This is a genomic window from Bosea sp. F3-2, from assembly GCF_008253865.1.
GTDB lineage: Bacteria > Pseudomonadota > Alphaproteobacteria > Rhizobiales > Beijerinckiaceae > Allobosea.
This window is the reverse complement of sequence record NZ_CP042331.1, coordinates 1,190,172-1,206,436: the sequence shown is the minus strand read 5'-3', so window position 1 is coordinate 1,206,436 and position 16,265 is coordinate 1,190,172. Positions and strand designations below refer to the sequence as shown.

The 16,265-nt window shown below is 63.9% G+C and carries 17 protein-coding genes and 1 pseudogene; 3 read left to right on the top strand and 15 right to left on the bottom strand.

Annotated features, from left to right (window positions below; genetic code table 11):
• The first annotated feature begins 69 nt into the window (after positions 1-69).
• Positions 70-1,071, top strand: a complete 1,002-nt coding sequence (locus FQV39_RS05580; RefSeq protein ID WP_149129386.1) for an AraC family transcriptional regulator — start codon at positions 70-72, stop codon at positions 1,069-1,071.
• Positions 1,072-1,302: 231 nt separating this feature from the next.
• On the opposite strand, the gene FQV39_RS05575 is transcribed toward FQV39_RS05580, so the two are convergent.
• From FQV39_RS05575 to FQV39_RS05525, 12 genes and pseudogenes are all read right to left on the bottom strand, one after another.
• The gene (locus FQV39_RS05575; protein ID WP_149129385.1) at positions 1,303-2,787 is read right to left on the bottom strand and encodes a mannitol dehydrogenase family protein; all 1,485 of its coding nucleotides are present in this window, start codon (positions 2,785-2,787) and stop codon (positions 1,303-1,305) included.
• Between the two features lie 3 nt (positions 2,788-2,790).
• The gene (locus tag FQV39_RS05570; protein WP_149129384.1) at positions 2,791-3,531 is read right to left on the bottom strand and encodes a glycerophosphodiester phosphodiesterase family protein; all 741 of its coding nucleotides are present in this window, start codon (positions 3,529-3,531) and stop codon (positions 2,791-2,793) included.
• 44 nt (positions 3,532-3,575) lie between these two features.
• Positions 3,576-4,466 (bottom strand): ABC transporter permease subunit, encoded by an 891-nt coding sequence (locus tag FQV39_RS05565; RefSeq protein WP_149129383.1) that lies wholly within the window; start codon positions 4,464-4,466, stop codon positions 3,576-3,578.
• Between the two features lie 7 nt (positions 4,467-4,473).
• A complete protein-coding gene (locus tag FQV39_RS05560) occupies positions 4,474-5,442 on the bottom strand; it encodes an ABC transporter permease subunit (RefSeq protein ID WP_149133680.1) in 969 nt (322 codons plus the stop codon).
• Positions 5,443-5,461: 19 nt separating this feature from the next.
• The gene (locus FQV39_RS05555) at positions 5,462-6,775 is read right to left on the bottom strand and encodes an extracellular solute-binding protein (RefSeq protein ID WP_149129382.1); all 1,314 of its coding nucleotides are present in this window, start codon (positions 6,773-6,775) and stop codon (positions 5,462-5,464) included.
• A 167-nt stretch (positions 6,776-6,942) separates the two neighbouring features.
• Entirely contained in the window at positions 6,943-7,890 is a 948-nt protein-coding gene (locus FQV39_RS05550; RefSeq protein ID WP_149129381.1) for a sugar-binding transcriptional regulator, read from the bottom strand.
• 7 nt (positions 7,891-7,897) lie between these two features.
• Positions 7,898-8,575 carry an HAD family hydrolase gene (locus FQV39_RS05545; RefSeq protein WP_149129380.1) on the bottom strand — a complete coding sequence of 226 codons (678 nt, stop codon included), beginning with the start codon at positions 8,573-8,575 and terminating at the stop codon, positions 7,898-7,900.
• Between the two features lie 243 nt (positions 8,576-8,818).
• Positions 8,819-8,977: pseudogene (locus tag FQV39_RS33615) on the bottom strand (FGGY family carbohydrate kinase); the annotation flags it as partial.
• A 21-nt stretch (positions 8,978-8,998) separates the two neighbouring features.
• Positions 8,999-10,039 (bottom strand): zinc-dependent alcohol dehydrogenase, encoded by a 1,041-nt coding sequence (locus FQV39_RS05535; protein ID WP_149129379.1) that lies wholly within the window; start codon positions 10,037-10,039, stop codon positions 8,999-9,001.
• Positions 10,040-10,216: 177 nt separating this feature from the next.
• The gene (locus FQV39_RS34085) at positions 10,217-10,360 is read right to left on the bottom strand and encodes a hypothetical protein (protein ID WP_282570346.1); all 144 of its coding nucleotides are present in this window, start codon (positions 10,358-10,360) and stop codon (positions 10,217-10,219) included.
• Complete coding sequence (locus FQV39_RS05530; protein ID WP_210251171.1) at positions 10,305-10,793, bottom strand: TetR/AcrR family transcriptional regulator; 489 nt, start codon at positions 10,791-10,793, stop codon at positions 10,305-10,307. Before FQV39_RS05530 ends, FQV39_RS34085 begins: the two co-directional genes overlap by 56 nt.
• A gap of 84 nt (positions 10,794-10,877) precedes the next feature.
• Positions 10,878-11,858, bottom strand: coding sequence for a helix-turn-helix domain-containing protein (locus FQV39_RS05525; RefSeq protein WP_149129378.1), 981 nt, complete (start codon positions 11,856-11,858; stop codon positions 10,878-10,880).
• 254 nt (positions 11,859-12,112) lie between these two features.
• Here FQV39_RS05525 and FQV39_RS05520 point away from each other — a divergent pair, with 254 nt between their 5' ends.
• Entirely contained in the window at positions 12,113-12,541 is a 429-nt protein-coding gene (locus tag FQV39_RS05520; protein ID WP_149129377.1) for a MarR family winged helix-turn-helix transcriptional regulator, read from the top strand.
• A gap of 338 nt (positions 12,542-12,879) precedes the next feature.
• Positions 12,880-14,073, top strand: coding sequence for an MFS transporter (locus FQV39_RS05515; RefSeq protein ID WP_210251170.1), 1,194 nt, complete (start codon positions 12,880-12,882; stop codon positions 14,071-14,073).
• Positions 14,074-14,212: 139 nt separating this feature from the next.
• Here the strand turns inward: FQV39_RS05515 and FQV39_RS05510 are convergent, their stop codons facing one another.
• From FQV39_RS05510 to FQV39_RS05500, 3 genes are all read right to left on the bottom strand, one after another.
• Complete coding sequence (locus tag FQV39_RS05510; protein ID WP_149129376.1) at positions 14,213-15,103, bottom strand: LysR family transcriptional regulator; 891 nt, start codon at positions 15,101-15,103, stop codon at positions 14,213-14,215.
• A 284-nt stretch (positions 15,104-15,387) separates the two neighbouring features.
• Positions 15,388-15,747 (bottom strand): carboxymuconolactone decarboxylase family protein, encoded by a 360-nt coding sequence (locus FQV39_RS05505; protein WP_149129375.1) that lies wholly within the window; start codon positions 15,745-15,747, stop codon positions 15,388-15,390.
• A gap of 174 nt (positions 15,748-15,921) precedes the next feature.
• Positions 15,922-16,209 carry a YciI family protein gene (locus tag FQV39_RS05500; protein WP_149129374.1) on the bottom strand — a complete coding sequence of 96 codons (288 nt, stop codon included), beginning with the start codon at positions 16,207-16,209 and terminating at the stop codon, positions 15,922-15,924.
• Positions 16,210-16,265 lie beyond the last annotated feature (56 nt).

Here is a 16,265-nt window from a genome sequence, read left to right as displayed (position 1 = left end):
CGCCGGTCGCTAGTTCCCCGAGATTCGGCCTTGTGAAAAGCGTCAACCCTGTGATCGCGGGGAGGTCCGATGGCTGATATCCCCTTGACGCGCGGCCAGTTCCTGCTGCCCTTCGTCAGCATCCTCGACGAAATTGGCGCTCCGACGGAGACGCTTCTGGCGCGATCCCGGCTGCCATCGTCTCTGGCCGAGAAGAGCGATCTCTACCTTCCTCTCCTGCCGGCACTGCGCTTCGTCGACAACGCCCAGAGAACCCAAGGCATCGAGGATTTCGGCTTCCTCGCCGCGCAACGCCTGCATTTCTCCCATCTGAGGGAAAAGACACGCGCCTTGATCGCACATTCCCCCACACTGCTCGTCGCGCTCCGGCACGCCTGCCATTGGGCGTCGCGGGAAGACACCATTCTGAGCATGTGGATCGAGCATGATGCGTGTCATGCGCGGGTCTGCAGCAGGCTCGCCGGCACAAGGGGGCTACTGCATCTGAAGTATGCGCAATGGATCCAAAATATTTTCTCGATCTACATCGTTCGCCAATTCGCTGGGCCTGAATGGATGCCGACGGCGATCGCCTTTGAATCGTCTTATGCGCCGAGCCCGGCGGCGCGATCCTCATGGCCTGGCGTGCGGTTTCTGTCGGGCCAGAATGCCGCCTGGATCAGCCTGCCGATCACGCTCCTCAGTCTCCCCAATCGTTCGACCGCGTCGTTTCTGCCGCCGCAGGATCACGACGGCCGCGCTTCTGCCCATGACATCGTCGAACTGCTCAAGCTGATGTTGCCGGCCTATCTGGAGCAGGGAACGACCGCTCTTGGCGACGTCGCCGAGATCGCGGGCGTCACCACGCGGACACTTCAACGCAGGCTCGCCCATGTGGGCCTTACGTACTCGGACGTGCTCGACACGGTGCGGTACGAGCACGCGAGCAGGCTTCTGCGGGACACCGATTGCAGGATCATCGATGTCGCCTTTTCCTCAGGCTACACCGATCCCGCGCATTTCAGCCGCGCCTTCCGGCGAATCTCAGGAGCGACGCCGCGTCAGTTTCGCGAGCAATCGCGGCCGGGCTGAAAGGCATTTTGCCTGGCGGCCTGCTAGTCAGGCGATTATCGCCGCACTCAACACGATGGCCGAAAGGGCGGACGTCTCAATGTCTACGAGCGCGTTGGTCGCGCCGCTTCCAGGCGCCGGAAGCGGACACTGCGGGCGTCCTCAACGGGCGCTTAGAGCAAGCACAACGCCCATCGCGTCAGTTCGGCGTTGGTCGAGCTCGTGAGTTTCCTGAAACTTAGGCGATCCCTATCAGGAGCCGCACGAAACGAGGTAGTCGTCGATGCTTGAGCGGGTTCCGGACTGCCAAATTCGCTTCAGCGCCAAGCAGAACGCGTCTCGGAAACGTCGATCGTCCAGCAAATTTCCATAGATATCTCTCATGTTCAGCCAGGCTTCCGGAGCGAGCCTGGCCTGCCGTGCCTGCATCGTCAGCCGCGACCAGCTCGGATCGTTCGGCGCTATGGCTTGCCCGCTCTCGGTCTCGCCGTAGCAGTAGCGGCACCACAGGGCGCTGACGAGCGCGAGCCCGTTGATCGGGCCGCCGGCCCGCAGCGCGTCGCGCAGCGTCGGCAGGATGAATTTCGGCTGGCGGTTCGAGCCGTCGAGGCACAGCCTCCGGATCGTATCGCCGATTTTCGGATTCGCGAAGCGCCGCTCGATCGTGCGCTTGTAATCCGCCAGATCAGTGTCCGGAACCGGCGGAACCATAGGGATGACCTCCTCGTCGAGGAGCGCCGACAGGAAGCGCGCGATCTGCGCGTCTTCCATCGCCTCATGGACGAAGCGGATGTCGAGCAGCCCCGCGGCATAGGCGATCGCCGCGTGGCCGCCATTGAGGATGCGGATCTTCATCAGCTCGAAAGGCGCGACATCGGCGACGAACTGCACGCCGACCTGCTCCAGCCAGGGGCGCCCGGCCGGGAAGCGATCCTCCAGCACCCATTGCCGGAAGTCCTCGCAGAAGACCGGCCGGGCATCGTCGATGCCGAAATCGTCGCGCAGCACCTGGCGCTCGCGATCCGATGTTGCCGGTGTGATGCGGTCGACCATGCCGTTGGGAAAGGCGACGTTTTCACGAATCCAGAGTGCGTCGGCGCGATCGATGAGATCGACAAGACCGGTAACGGCGTCCGCGGTGACATGGCCGTTGCCCGGCAGGTTGTCGCAGGACATCACCGTGAAGGGCGGCAGGCCGGCCGCGCGCCGTCTCAAGAGCCCGGCGGCGATCAGGCCGAAGGCGGTTTTAGGGTGTGCCAGGCCATCGGCAGCATCGGCAACGATATCGGGATGGCCGGGGTCGAAGGCCTGCTTCGCCGGGTCGATATAGTAGCCGCCTTCGGTGACGGTCAGCGAGACGATCCGCGTGCGGGGATCGATGAGACGGCGCAGGATCGCCTCGCAATCACCCGGCGGAACGAAATCGATCATCGCGCCAGTGACGCGCGCCTGCGAATGCTCCGCCTCCTGCGTCACCACCGTGGTCAGGAAGTCCTGGGCGGCGAGATCGCGGCCCATCTCGGCGTCGCTCTTCCGCACGCCGGTGCCGATGATCGCCCAGTCGCGGTCGAGCCCGCGCTCGAACAGCTCGTCGAGATAGACCGCCTGATGGGCGCGGTGGAAATTGCCGACTCCGATATGGACGATGCTCGGGCTCAGCTCTTCCCGTCGGTAGCCGGGGGTGCTGACCGACGGCCCGAGCTGCCCGAGCGCCGCGCGGGACAGGCGCGTCGCCATGGCTCAAGCCTTCCTTGCGGCGCGCAATTGCAAGGCGAGATCGGGGCGGTCGCTGGTGATCTGCGCGATCGGCTGGCCGAGCCAGAAGTCGAGCTCGCGCACGGTGTTGGGAACCCAGGCACCGAGCTTGTCGCGCCCGACGATGCTGACGGCGCGGTCGACGGTCAGCCGCAGCAGCGACTGCTCGACGGCGATGATGCAGCCGAGATCGACGAAGCGCTGCAAGGTTCGGTCGACGCCGCCGAAAGCCTCGCAGGAGCGGCGGTCGACTGAGGCGAGCCGGCGCATGCCCGGCGCCTTCGACCGGATCTCCTCGATCACCTCCGGGACGAAGCAGGTCAGCACCACGCGCGACGCCATCTTGCGAGCCTCGACCAGCGCGATGACCTTGTCGAGCAGTCCGGGATACGGATTGCCGAAGGCATCCATCTTCATCTCGATCTCGATCTCGATCCCGGTCGGGCCGAAGACGTCGAGAACTTCCGGCAGGGTCGGGATCGTCTCACCAAGCGTGTCGTCGAGTTTCGCCTTGGCGAGGGCCTCGCGCGACAAATGCGCGACCGGCCCCTCGTGATCGGTGGTGCGATCGAGCAGCGGGTCGTGGATCACCATGATCTCGCCATCGCTCGACAGATGCACGTCGAGCTCGACGGCGTCGACGCCGAGGCCGCAGACGTTGCGGAAACCGCTCAGGCTGTTCTCCGCCCAGATGTTGCGCGCGCCGCGATGACCGATGATCCGCATGTCGATGAGCCCTGCTTGCCTGTTTGCGGGTTAGTTGCCGGCGATTATTTGCCGCTGTCCACCAGCCCTTTCACGAACCAGCGCTGGAGAATGAGGATGACGAGAGTGGGCGGCAGCATCGTCAGGAAGGCCGCGTTCATGAGGAGATGCCAGGTCGGCAGCGAGTCGCTCTGCGGCATCAACTTCTTCAGGCCGATCACGGCATTGGCCATGGCGGGCTCGGTGGTGAGCAGTAGCGGCCAGAGATACTGGTTCCAGCCCATCAGGAAGAGGATGATCGCCAGCGCCACAATGTTCGAGCGCGACAGGGGCAGCAGGATCAGCCGGAAGAACTGCCACGGGCTGGCGCCGTCGATGCGCGCGGCCTCGCAGAGCTCGTCAGGGACGGTGAGGAAGAATTGGCGGAAGAGGAAAGTCGCCGTGGCGGAGGCGATCAGCGGCAGGATCAGGCCTGAATAGGTGTTGACCAGGTTCCAGTCGAGATCGACCAGCGCCTGAATGCCGAGCCAGGAGCCGAGGATGTTGAGCGGCAAGGCGACGTTCGCCGCCGACTCGTAGGTCGGCACGATGCGCACCTCGATCGGCAGCATCAGCGACATGAAGATCAGCCAGAAGGCGGTCATCCGGAAGGGGAAGCGGAAATAGGTGACGGCGAAGGCCGCGATCACAGACACCGCGAGCTTCCCGACGGTGATGCCGATTGCGATGATGAAGGAGTTGAGCAAGAGCCGGCCGAAATTGGCGTTGCTCAGCACGGTCTGCATGTTCGCGAAGAACTGGTTGCCGGGCAGCCAGGACATCGGCACGCGCATGATCTCCGGCTGCGAGAGCGAACCGGTGACGAAGACGAAGTAGATCGGCAGGCAGACGAGCGCCGCGCCCACCAGCAGGATGAGATGGCACACGGCGTCGAGGATCGGCGTACGTTCGTTCATCGCCGGCCTAGACGCTGTAGTTCACGCGGCGCTCCACGAAGCGGAACTGCGCGAAGGTCAGGAGCAGAGCGAGCACCATCAGCACGACGGATTGCGCGGCGGAGGAGCCGAGGTCCAGCGTGACGAAGCCGTCCTGATAGACCTTGTAGACCAGGATGGAGGTGGCGCCGGCCGGGCCGCCCCGGGTCGTGGCGTCGACGATGGCGAAGGTCTCGAATAGCCCGTAGACGAAATTGATCACGATCAGGAAGAACAGCGTCGGCGTGATCATCGGCAGCGAGATGCGCAGGAAGCGCTGGATCGGTCCCGCGCCGTCGAGATAGGCCGATTCGAGGATCGACTGGGGCACGGACATCAGCGCGGCCACCAGGAAGATGTAGTTGTAGCAGATGTGCTTCCACGAGGCTGCCATCACGATCAGGGCGAGGGCGTGCCAGGAGTTGCGGTTCGGATCCCAGTCGAAGCCGAGCCCTTGCAGCGTGTGCGCGACGGGGCCGACCCGGGGATTGAACAGGAAGGCGAGCATGATGCCGGCGATCGCCGGGGCGATGGCGTAGGGCAGCAGCAGCACGGTGCGGTAGGCGCCGCGGCCGCGCAGGGTGTGGTTCGAGGCGAAGGCGAGCAGCAGAGCGAACGACAGCGTCAGCACGTTCTGCGCGATGGTGAAGATCAGCGTCACCTGCGCCGAGGACCAGTAGACGCCGCTGCGGAACAGCCGCTCGAAATTCTGGAATCCGACCCATTGGGTGGTAGCGCCGAACGGGTCGGTCAGCTGGAAGGCCTGGATCAACGCCCGGATCGAGGGAATGAAGAAGAACAGCAACAGGATGAAGAGCTGCGGCGCCAGCAGCCAGAACGGCAAGCGCCATTCCCGGAAATGCGCGCGCTTCAGCCCGCTCTCGGCTTGGGCATCGCCGGCGCCCTTGACGAGCAGGCGCCGGAACGGCCAGCGGAGGCGCAAGCCGCCGCCAGCCATCGTGGGAAGGGCCGCCGTACTACTTCTTGCCGGCATTGAGCTGCTCGTAGCGGCGCAGCGCCTCGTTGCCGCGGGCGACCGCGTCATCGAGAGCCTGTTGCACCGGCTTCTTGTCGAGGAAGGCGGCCGAGACCTCCTCCATGATCGCAACGTTGATCTGGTTGCTGTTGCCGATGCGGAAACCGAGCGAATTGTCGCTGGGTGTGCCGCGCATTAGCTGGAGCACCGCGATCTCGCGCGTCGGGTTCTTCTGATAGTAGCCCTGCGCCTTGGCCGCTTCGTAGGCCGCGGTTGTGACCGGGACATAGCCCGTCGCCTGATGCCACCAGACCTGCGTATCGGTCTTCGCGAGGAAATCGTAGAAGGCGGCGATCGCCTTGTACTTCTCCGGCGTATGCCCCTTCAGAGTCCAGAGCGCGGCGCCGCCGATGACGCTGTTCTTCGGGGTCACGCCCTGCTCATAGGGAAGCTCGGCGGCGCTCCAGTCGAACTTCGCGGCGGCGACGACCGCAGCGTGCGAGGCGGTGGAGGCGATGATCGTCGAGCACTCGCCCGACGTGAAGAGCTGGATCGGGATGATGCCCTGGCCGGCGAGCTGCATCACGCCGGGGCCGACCAGCCGCTTCATTCGCTCGACCTGGCCGACGAGCTTGCCCTTGTTGAAGACGAAGCTGGTGTCGAGGCCGTCCATGCCGTTGCGCTTCGTCGCATACGGGATGTCGTTCACCGCGCTGTAGTTCTCGAGGAAGCTCCACTCATAGTCGCCGGGCAGCACCATCGCGCATTTCGACACGCCTTTGGCCTTGATCGCCTCCAGCTGGGGCTCGAGTTGCTGCCATGTCGCGCCGGGCTTGTCGAACCCCGCCGCTTTGAAATGGTCGCGGTTATAGAACAGGATCGGCGTCGATGAGTTGAACGGCATCGCCTGCAGCTTGCCGTCGATCGCGTAGTAGCTGACCACCGGGGCGATGAACTTCGAGACGTCGATCGGATGGCTCTGCTGCGCCATCAGGTCGCTCGTCGAAACGATGGCGCCGGAATTGACCATCGTCAGGAAGGAGCGCTCGTTCGACTGCACGATCTCGGGCTGGCGCTTGGCGCGGTAGGCCGCAATCGTGCCGTTCAGCACCTCGTCATAGCTGCCCTTGCCGACCGCCTTGACCACGTAGTCCTTCTGCGAGTCGTTGAACTTCTTGACCAGCTCGTCGACCCGCTCGCCGAGTGCGCCGCTCATCGCGTGCCAGAACTCGATTTCGGTCGCGGCCCCGGCCGAGGACATGCCTGCCAGAGCCAGCGCGCCGACCCCGGCGAGCGCTCCAAGGAAAGATCGCATTCCAAACCTCCCTCATTAAGTTATGTGAGCATATGCTCTTGATTGAAGCATATGCTCGCACACCCGCTTCCTATGTCAACCGTCGATGACATGCGGATGACAACGAGCGGGCGCTGGCCGCGCCGCGGCCGGAAAATCCGGGAGATTGTTGGCTTGGGGGAGGGGCGTCAGGCCGCCAGCAGGGCGCGCGCCGTTTCCTCGTCGGTGACGAGGCCGTTGACGATCTTGCCGGCGAGCGCGGCGCGCAGAGCGGCGACCTTGGCCGCTCCCTGTCCGATGCAGATCCGCAGGCGGTCGCCGTGCGGCTCCGGCGGCACGCTCGTCACGCGCAGATTCGTGCCGCAGTTCAGCAGCTTGCCCTCGGCGTCGAAGACCCAGCCGGTCACTTCGCCCACGGCGCCGTTGCGCACCATCTCGAGCAGCTCGCTGCGCGTCATGAAGCCGTCGCGATAGAGCACGGCGTCGTCGTCGATCTGGCTGATGCCCATCAGCCAGAGGTCGGCCTCGCTGGCGATGGCGTGGATGCGACGTACGGATTCGATCTCGATCAGCTGTGCACGCTCCTCGGGGCTCGAGACGTAAAGCGGCAGCGGCATCGGAAAATGCTGGGCCTTGGTGATCTCGGCGAGCTTGACCAGCGTGTCGAACGGGCTGGCGGAGCCGTCGGGCGAAATGGTGCCGACCAGCGAAACCAGCCGGTGCAACGGGCAGGACATCGCAGGAACGCGCTCGATGCTCGCGCGCATCGAGCGGCCGGTGCCGAGCGCCATGACCAGTGATTTGCGCGAGCGCAGCCAGCGCTCGATCAGCACGCCGCCGAGCGCCGCAACGCCGGCCGCGGCGGTTTCGGCCGAGCCGTCGGAGGGCGCGACCTCGCAGTGCAGCAGCTCGAAGCGGTCGCGCAGCCTTGCGGCGAGCTCCATGCAGCTGCTGATCGGGTGATTCATCCGGAAGCTGATCAGCCCCTCGCTGCGGCAGAGCGAAACGAGGCGCTGCGCCGCCGGGCGTGAGATGTTCAGGATCTGCGCGATGTCGTCCTGCGTGCGGCCGGCGATGTAGTAGAGCCAGCCGGCCCGGGCGGCGTCGTCGAGGCGGGTGCTGTCGTTGTCGGCCATCGGATTCTCAGTCGGCCACCGGCGTCGGCGCCAGTTCCTGCCAGGATTCGAACAGCTTGTCCGCCCCGGCGGCAAGAAGCGCCTGTCGCTGGTCGAGAACGGCGAAATGGCTGCCGGCAGCCAGGCCGTAGGCCGTCATTCCCGCCGCTTTCGCCGCCATGACGCCGCTGACGCTGTCTTCGATAACCAGGCAGCGTTCCGGCGTCGCGCCGCGCTCGCTCGCTGCCAGCAGGAACAGATCGGGCGCCGGCTTGCCATGCCGCACGCGCGAGGTGCTGAAGATCCTGCCCTCGAAAAGGTCCCAGAGCGCTGCCTTCCGGAGGCAGATCTCGATGCGCTCCTCGTCGCTGGATGAGGCTACACAGTAGTCGCTGCCGAAGGTCTCGATCGCGCTGCGGACGCCGACGACCGCCTGAAGCTCTCTCCGGAAGGAGGTGAACAGCCGCGCCCGCCAGTCCTGCGTGAAATCAGCCGAAGCCGGGCGACCAGTCATTCGCTCGTAATCCTCGATGACAGCGCCGGACGGTCGTCCAAGATAGCGGCGCATGACGGCCTGCAGATCATAGCTCGGATCGAAAGGCGAGAGAATTTCGACCAGGGTCTGGCAGCTGATGACCTCGCTGTCGACGAGTACGCCGTCGCAATCGAGAATGACGAGGTCGAAGGGTGGTCGTTGCGAGGGCATCGGGCAGCAGAAGTTTGGGTCTAATGCTCACATGAAGAGCATTTGCCCGCGTCTCTGTCAAATCCGACCCCGCTTCATCGCAGCGTGCGAGCGGCCTCAGCAACGCGTCTCCAGTGGGCGTAGTGGTCGGCATAGGTTGCCGCCCTCCCGGGATCCGGGGCGAAGATCTCGACATCGCCGGATGGCGGCACGCAGATCGCGGGCGGGTCCTCGCCCAGGCAGGCCAGGCGGGCCAGCCGCCAAAGCGGCCGCGATCCAGTCCGCCGGGTCCTGCTCCGACCAGAGCGGCGAGGGGCGATCGACTGAAAGATCCCGCGTCGCGGCGGCGAGCACGCGCTGGCCATCGTCGACCAGAACGGCCTTGAGCGACGAGGTTCCGAGATCGATGCCGATATAGGTCACATTAGGGCCGGCGGCACGCGTTCAGCGGCGTTCATCGGGGAAGCCGCTGGGATAGATCATGCTCTTCACCATGCCCGCCTCGTTGGCGGCGTGGCGGCGGAAGGCGGTCGGGCCTTCGGAGAGGGCGAAACGATGGCTGACCACGGCCTCGACATTGACCTTGCCCAGCGCCACGAGCTCGATCGCGCGCGGATAGACATGGCCCATCCGGCGCGAGAACTTGATGTTCAGGCCACGCCTGCGGGCCTCCGCGGCTGGGATAACATAGCTGTCGCCGTCGGGGATGCCGACCAGCACGACGCGGCCGCCTATGCGGGCGGCACGGATGGCATCCCGGAACCCCTCGGGAGCGTTGGTGGCCTCGATCACCAGCGGCAGGCCCTCATCCTTTGTCCATTCTCGGATATCGGCAACGCTCGCCCCGGCCTTGCTCGCTCCCAGCCTGAGCGCGAGCCCACGGCGATGGGGCTGCGGATCGCAGACGAGGATCTCCCCGGCGCCCGCCGTGCGCAGCACCTGCAGGATCAACAGGCCGATCGGCCCGCAGCCGATTAGCGCAACGCGCTCGAGCAGCCGCGGCTTGGCCAGATCCACCGCGTGGATTGCGACGCCGAGCGGCTCGAGCATCACGGCGTCGCTTGGCGAGAAGGTTTCGGGCACTGGCACGATTTGGGACTTCGGCACCCAAATCCGCTCCGTCATCGCCCCGTCATGCGGCGGCGCACCGATAAAGACGACTTCGGGACACAGATTGGGATGACCACTCTGGCAATGCTCGCAATGCCCGCAGGCCTGGTTGGGATCGACGGCAACAAGCGCGCCGCGCGTCAGGCCGAGCTCCGGCAGGTCTTCCGTCAACCAGCCGCTGAACTCGTGACCCGGAACGAACGGCGTCGAGATCACGGCCGAGCCGATGCCGCCGTCCTTGTAGTAGTGCAGGTCACTGCCGCAGAGCCCGACGGCCGCGACGTCGAGCAGGGTTTCGCCCACCATTCCCTCGCGCAGGTTGAACGGCGCGACCCGTGCATCGCCGGCGGCGTGGAGGAAGACGGCATGAGACATGGGAGGTCGGCACTCGCTTAGCGAAACAGTCATTAAACAAATGTATCTTGTAATTTACATTAGTCTTCGTCAAGTATGAAGTCGAGCAGGAACAACACGTTGTCGGATGGCGCGAAAGCGATACAAGCAGGTCAAATTTTTTAGGCTTGGTTGCTCTCGTGCTCGGCTCGGATCGACTCAGGTGAGGATTTGAGTGAAGGCGACCGTCATGAAGCGATCGAAGGCCTGCCCGCTCTTCTCGGCCCGCGCCCGCAGCAAAGCGCCCTCATAGGCATCGAGCAGAAACGCGGCGAGATCCAACGCAGGTGTTGTGGTGGAGATCGAGCCACTGGCCTGAGCTTCGGCGATCACGGTCGCGAATGTCGCTCGACCAGTTGAGATAGAGGTTGGCCAAACGTTCGCGGATCAGTTCGCTCTGGCCGAAGAGCTCGGCGCTGAAATTCCCCAGAAGGCAGCCGCGCCCGAAGTCTGCGTCGGTAAAAACCGCGTTCAATCGCTCAAAGTGAGCCCGCAGCCGTTGCAGCGGGGGGGGGGATGTATCGGCGAGGATAGCGCGACGCGGATTGTCGCGACCATAGATGTCGACGACTTCGGCGCCGAGCGCCTCCTTGCTGTCGAAATGATTGTAGAACGACCCCTTCGGCACGCCGGCCGCGGTGGTGATGTCCTGGACACCCGAGCCATTGAAGCCCTTCTCGATCAGGATCTTCAGGCCGGCGTCGATGATCTTTTGGCGAGCATTGGGTCTTGGCATAGGCAATCAATATGACCGGTCGTCTTAAATATTAAGTGGATCGTGCATCACCGATCGAGGCCTGCCTTGCAAGCCTGTAAAGATTCAAGAGCCGCAGGCAATCTTCGGCCGCGATGCTGTCTCCTCGGGGCGCTGTGAGGCCCGCAGTCGCCTCCATGCGCCCGGGCTTTCCCCCGTCATTTTTTTGAAGACGTGCGTAAAGTGGCTCTGATCGCCAAAGCCGCAAACGAGGGCGATATCGGAAAGCGACAAATCTCCTTTCGGCAGGAGTTTTCTTGCCTCCTCGATGCGCAGTTGCGTGAGATAGCGCTGGGGTGCGACGCCCATGCTGTGCCGGAAAGCCCTGGCAAAATGGCTTGGCGTGAGCCGGCATTCGCTGGCGATCTGCGAAATCTTGAGATTTGAGGCAAGCCGCGCGGCCATGATCTCCGTCGCCCGCCTCAACTGCCAAGGAGCTAGCCCTGTCGCGTGCTCTTTTCCAAGCGACTGCAGGCCGCCATAGGTTTCCGCGAAATGCGTGAGGATCGTGATCGCGAGTTGATCGATCAGGAGTTGATTTGAGCTCGGCGTCGCGGCGGCTTGGATGAGAGCGTTCGACAATCCCGAAAGAACGTCATCGGGAACACCGCTCTCCCAACTCAACGAGGTAATTGTTCGCGCGCTGCATTGCTTCGCAAATGATGAAAGCCCCGCGAGAGAGATGTAAAACTGAAGCGCATGAAAATCGCCGCTGAACTGCCATTGTGGCCGATCGCGTAGATCTACCACCTCCACTTCTCCGGCCCCGACCGGGCTGGACGCATCGAGGCGCCCGTCGAGCCAACGCGAGCGGCTTTGGAGATCGCTGAGCTGATAGAGGACTGAATAGGCCGCATCCGAGGAAACCGGGCGTGTTCGTTCCCTGGTCTGCCGGCGACAGTGCAGGTGAGTTGCGACAAGCGCGGGCTGACCTTCGAGTTCGAAGGAGGCGATGGCTCGTCCTGCCATGCCAAAGTGATCCACAGCGCTCTGGCCGTAGAAGCTCGGATGCTTGGTCGACAACGATGCGTCCATGACCGTCACCATGACCGTTCCCGGCGTCCCGATCCTTCAACCGCGCCTTCATGCCTCAGGCGGCGCTCCATGGCTGTTCCCATCGCCCATCGGTCCTGACGCAGAGGCGCACACGGAGAAGGCCATCCTGCGCCCTAGGTTGGAACGATATGTTTGTTTCGACGCGATTATTTATCTCGCGACATAATTTGGCCGTCAAGTTCCAATTTGATGAGAATGCGCTAGCCTGAAGGAAATGAATCAGACGGCCGGCGGCTGGGCGGGACATGCTATCTCTGGACCAACATATCTGCTTCGCGGTCTACTCGACGGCCCATATGTTCAACCGCGTGTATCGTCCTTTGCTCGACGAGCTGGGGCTGACTTACCCCCAATATCTATGTCTCGTCGTGCTTGCGGATGGAGGCGCGCAGCCAGTCGGCGCTATCGGGGAGCGGCTTAAGCTTGAATCGAGCACACTGACTCCAATGCTCAAGCGCTTGGAGAATGCAGGGTTGATCACCCGCGTACGGGCCGCGACGGACGAGCGTATCGTCAATGTGGAGCTCACTGTCGCAGGCAGAAAGCTCCTCGAAAAGATTCCGCCCATCAATATCGCGATTGCCGACGCTGTCGGTGAGTCCGAAGAACAGCGTGAAAAAGTCCGGCAAGCTCTTGTCGCAATTCGCGATCGGCTTGAGGCGAGGATTGGATGAACGCCTTTTGAGGTGCTTTCTGGTTCTGAAGCCAGAATGCCTTCGACGAGATGCCAGCCAACCATCGGGGGCGGACTCGCAAGCGGTCGTTGATCCTTAAGTGTCGATTGTTTCTGGCTCAGGGCGACACGCTTTGACGCCTGCGATCCGCCATCAAACCGGATGCCCTCCGCTAGCCCGGCCAGATGAGGCCTTGCGAACGCTCGCTCCCAAGCGTTCGGATTGCATCAATATCAGATGCTCCGGAGCATCAAAATAGTGCAATAAATCAAATCGCGATGATCGACTAAGTTCCGACTTACCAAGTCCAGGTCATATCGGAACGAAAGAGATCGACCATGTCTAGCGTCACCGCGGAGACTCAAACGAGAGGCCTTCCGCTCCTCACGACCTTCGCGATGGCCGGCGCAGCCGGCATCGCAGTCGCGAACATCTACTACAATCAGCCGATGCTCGGGCTGATCGAGGCGGAGATTCCCGGTCCATTGACCGCGCTCGTCCCGACAGCGACCCAGCTGGGCTATGCGGCCGGCTTGTTCCTGCTCGTGCCTCTTGGCGACATTGTCGAACGCAAGCGGCTTATCGTTCTCCAGTTCGGGCTGCTCGCCCTGTCCCTGATCCTGGCGGCGATGGCGCCGAGCGCATCAATGCTCGTCCTCGCCTCGGTTGCTGTGGGCCTTTCGGCGACCGTCGCCCAACAGATCGTTCCGCTCGCTGCGCACCTGGCGCCGCCTGCGCGGCGCGGTGCGACAGTGGGCACGGTCCTGGCGGGGATCCTGACGGGCATCCTGCTCAGCCGAACCTTGGCGGGTTTCGTCGCGACTCATGGCGGCTGGCGCGAGATGTTCTGGCTCGGCGTTCCCATGGCTCTCCTGGCGGCCGGTGCCGTGATGCTGGCGCTGCCGCGCAGCGAACCCGACTCCCAACTCGGCTATGGGCGGCTTCTCGGGTCCATTGCCGATCTTTGGCGGGAGTTTCCCCAGCTTCGGAAGGCTGCGACGACGCAGGCGCTGATCTTCGCCGCCTTCACGGTTTTCTGGACCGTTCTGGCTTTTCGCCTTCAGGAGCCTGCCTTCGGCCTGGGCGCTGATATTGCGGGGCTGTTCGGAATTGTCGGCGCTGTCGGCATTTTCGCTGCGCCCTTGGCGGGTCGTTTCGCGGATTCGCGAGGTGCGGCACCCGTGGTCGCGCTGGGAGCTGCGCTCGTCGTGGCCTCATGGCTCGTGTTTGGGCTGTGGACGTCCCTGGCCGGGCTCGTCGTCGGCGTCATCCTGCTGGACTTCGCCATGCAGTCCGCACTCGTCTCGAACCAGCATCTTGTTTTTGCTCTGCGCCCCGAGGCGCGGGCACGCCTGAACACGATCCTGATGGGGGCCATGTTTCTCGGAGGAGCGGCCGGATCCGCTGCCGGCACGGCCGCCTGGCAGGCCGGAGGGTGGACCGGAGTCGTCGCTCTGAGCCTTGTGATCGGGCTTCTCGCAATGGCTCTGCAGGTTTTCCGCACCGGCCGGGGCGCAGGCTTCAGACATTGATCGAGCGACGATCGAACTGAGCCCCTCGCTGGGGCGGAGCCTGAAAGGAGCCTTCTCCGCCACGATGCGAGCCCATCGGCATTCCGGGATCGAGCCAAGCGGACCGATCCTGGAATGTCGCTGTGTCGATGCATCCGAGTCAGTTCAGCGGCCAGGGGGCCTTGTCCAGCCGGGCTCGCATTTGCTCGACGAACAGTTTGACTTTCGCCGGCACAAGCCGGCGGCTGGGATAGACGGCGGAAATCGACAGCGTCTCGGCGAAGGCATCCTTCAATGTCAGGTTGACCAGCGAGCCGTCGGAGATCTCGCTATGGACATCCCATTCAGAGAGGAGCGCGATGCCGAGGCCCTCGGTGCAGGCCCGATGCAGGATCTCGATGGAATTGGCGGTGAACCGCCCGGAGACATGCTGCGAAACCTGCCTGCCGCCCTGGCTGAACGACCAATGGTTCTGCCCCGCGAGGGCCAGGCATTCGTGATCCACGAGATCGCGCAGCTCCTGCGGGGACCCAGCCCGCTTCAGATAGCTGGGTGCGGCGACCAACACTCGTATGCTGTCGAACAGGCGCCGGGCGATGAGATCGCTGCTGCGCAGCTGCGCGATTCTGATCGCAAGGTCGTAGCCCTCTCCGACAAGGTCGACCAGGCGGTCCGTAACCAGGAGATCGACCTTTATCTTCGGGTACTGGTCCATGAACGAGGCGATGAAGGGCACGACAACCTTTCGCCCGAAGGCGGCCGAGGCCGTTACGCGCAGGAGCCCGCTGGCGTCCGCATTTCCCGCAACGCTCGCCAGAGCCGCCGCTTCCGCTTCGAGCATGGCCTGAGCGTGCGGCAGGAAGGCGATGCCGGCGGCGGTCGGCGACAGCGATCGGGTGTTGCGCTGGAGCAGCCTGACGCCGAGGCGCTTTTCGAGCGATGCAAGGCTGCGCCCTGCGGCCAGCGAACCCAGACCCAGGCGCCGAGCTGCCCCTGCGAGGCTTCCGGCCGAAACGGCTTCGACAAAAACGGCAAGAGAAACTGAGTCCATTCACGTCATCCGCAATTCGTCTGGCCAAGGCTCGGACCTAGAGCACGCGCCGATTTGACTGCAACGCAGTGAGGCAGGATGCGGAACTCAACATGCCGGACGCCTCCACATTTTTCGGAGGCTCGTCTCGCGGCTAAACGGACGACCCGTCGTTAGTACCGCAAAGGTTCGCGAAGCTTGTACGGCGGCCGCTCGCCCTTGCTTGAAGTTGAATAGACCCAGGCATCGCCCACGCTCACAGCCCGGTGGCGCCCGCTATGCGGGAGCCACCGGCACCGGTTTGTTCACTCCGCCGCGGCAGAGTTGCGGGCCGTCGTTTGTTCGAAGCAATCGAGTGTCCGTGCCGAATAGACGAGAGCCGCGCCCGCATTCATCGCGATGGCAACTCCGAGAGCTTCGGAGATCTCCTCCCGGCTCACCCCGGCCTTGATCGCGGCTTCGACATGGCTGGTGATACAGCCATCGCAACGGGTCGTCACGGCCACGGCGAGCGAAATCAGTTCCCGCGTGCGGGCGTCGAGATGCTGTGTCTTCGCGGTTCCGGCGCTGAGCGCGGCGTAGCCTTTGAGCGCCTCCGGCGCCGCCTTGCCAAAATCGCCGACGCGGGTCTTCAACTCCGCGCGATAACCCGTCCAGTCCAGCATCGTGGTCTCCTCCTGACAGAATGGCCGTTGGCATGGAGCCGGCCTGAGCCATTGTTAGGTCGCCCGGAGCCTCGGCACCATATGATCGCGCTTCCGGTTCATTCGGCGGCGGTGCAGATCGGCCATCCAGGCTGCGATGCCTCCGTGCCCTCAAGATGGCTGCGAGAGGCTGGGTCAGCCCTGGCGCCGAACGAATCCAGTGATCGAGACGCGATCCCATATGCCGGCGGCATGGAAGGGGTCCGCAGCATTGAAGCGTTCCACTGTTGCGCGGTCCGCCGCCTCGACCACGAAGAGGCTGCCGATCATGGTCGTGCCGTCGTCGCCGACCAGCGGGCCGGACATTATGATCTTGACGTTCAGCCCCGAGGTGTCGGCGAGGAATGCCTTGTGCGCGTCATAGTTGGTGAGGCGGGCGTCGAGCGCGCCGGGCTTGTCGAGGGCGTGGATCGCGAACAGCATGTGGGAAGGCTCCTATGGGCGCATGGGCGGCCGGGTGATGCGCCGGCCGTCCTTGT